This is a genomic window from Pseudomonas sp. HMWF006, assembly GCF_003061205.1.
In the GTDB taxonomy this organism is placed as follows: Bacteria; Pseudomonadota; Gammaproteobacteria; order Pseudomonadales; family Pseudomonadaceae; genus Aquipseudomonas; species Aquipseudomonas monsensis.
Genome location: NZ_QAIU01000136.1, coordinates 1 through 1062, shown reverse-complemented (window position 1 = coordinate 1062; position 1062 = coordinate 1). Strand labels below are relative to the sequence as shown.

The 1062-nt window shown below is 53.2% G+C and carries 1 protein-coding gene; it reads left to right on the top strand.

Annotation, left to right across the window (positions count from 1 at the left end; translation table 11 throughout):
• Positions 1-15: 15 nt before the first annotated feature.
• Positions 16-279: a PAAR domain-containing protein gene (locus DBR24_RS05505; RefSeq protein ID WP_077572604.1), complete on the top strand. Its 264-nt coding sequence runs from the start codon at positions 16-18 to the stop codon at positions 277-279.
• Positions 280-1062: the final 783 nt, after the last annotated feature.

The window sequence follows — 1062 nt, the reverse complement described above, 5'->3', positions numbered from 1 at the left end:
CAAAGGAGTGACAACATGAAAGACGCCATTCGCTTGGGCGACTCCACCACCCACGGTGGCAAGGTGCTCGAAGCCTTTTCTCAGACCGACCTTAACGGCAAGCCGATTGCCGGTGTCGGTCACAAGGTCAGTTGCCCGTTGTGCAAGGGGATTTTCCCGATTGCCGAGGGCAGCAGCACCTACACCGTCGATGGCACGCCCATCGCCCTCGACGGCATGAAAACCGCCTGCGGTGCTGCGCTGATTGCAAGCGGCCCGAAAGGCGCAGTGATCAGTTGATTACCTGATCTCATTTTTGGACCCATTGCCTCGGTATGCGACTGACCGTCTCATTCCGAGTTGGCGATGTGCCTCTCCTACTTAACGAAAACTATCGTTCATGCCCACGGTGTTAGCGTTCAAAAGACCGAGCGGCGGAGCAGGGCGTTTTTTGCTGCCTATTACGCAAAGTTGGCCATCCCCATCCCGCTGAAGAACATCTTCGGTGTGCATTTCAACCTATTTAAATATTCGTTCCCGTTCTTGGAGAAGCTGCCGGTTCAGTTCCTCGAATTCATTTTCGTATAGCCTGAGCTGCTTCCGGCAGCTTTCGAGGGGCGTCGGGCAGCCAAGCCAGTATTAAGTGTTTTCGATGTCGGAAGAGTCCACGGGAGCGTCTTGCTGCGTGCTGTATTTATATACGGTTATCAGGGCGCGGCGGAGTGGCGAGGGTGGGGCGACAAGCTTTAGCGAACGGCAGCTTTCGGCCGAGGCTGTGTAAAAACGTTTTTCAGCGCGACAGGTACTCAAGCCCGGACTGAGAATCGCGCTTCTACGTAAAATCCGCACCTGCTGATGTGCCGATAAATTTCAGATTCGACGTAAACGCGCACACTCCAATTTTGGCGAAGCGTTTTTACACACTCTGGGCCGGAAGTGGACATTCACGGATGCCTGACTTTGGCTGATGCTGGCCGTTCCTAGAGAGTTTTTTTCCTGAATTCGGACGCCGCGACAACATGAATATTGTTCCGTAATTTTTTGACCTGCTACGAATTTATTGGCTCTCAAGGGTGGTTGAAA

What these genes read in the sequence shown, in the direction of transcription:
- DBR24_RS05505 (WP_077572604.1), top strand. Translation starts at nt 16, where the DNA reads ATGAAAGACGCCATTCGCTTGGGCGACTCCACCACCCACGGTGGCAAG.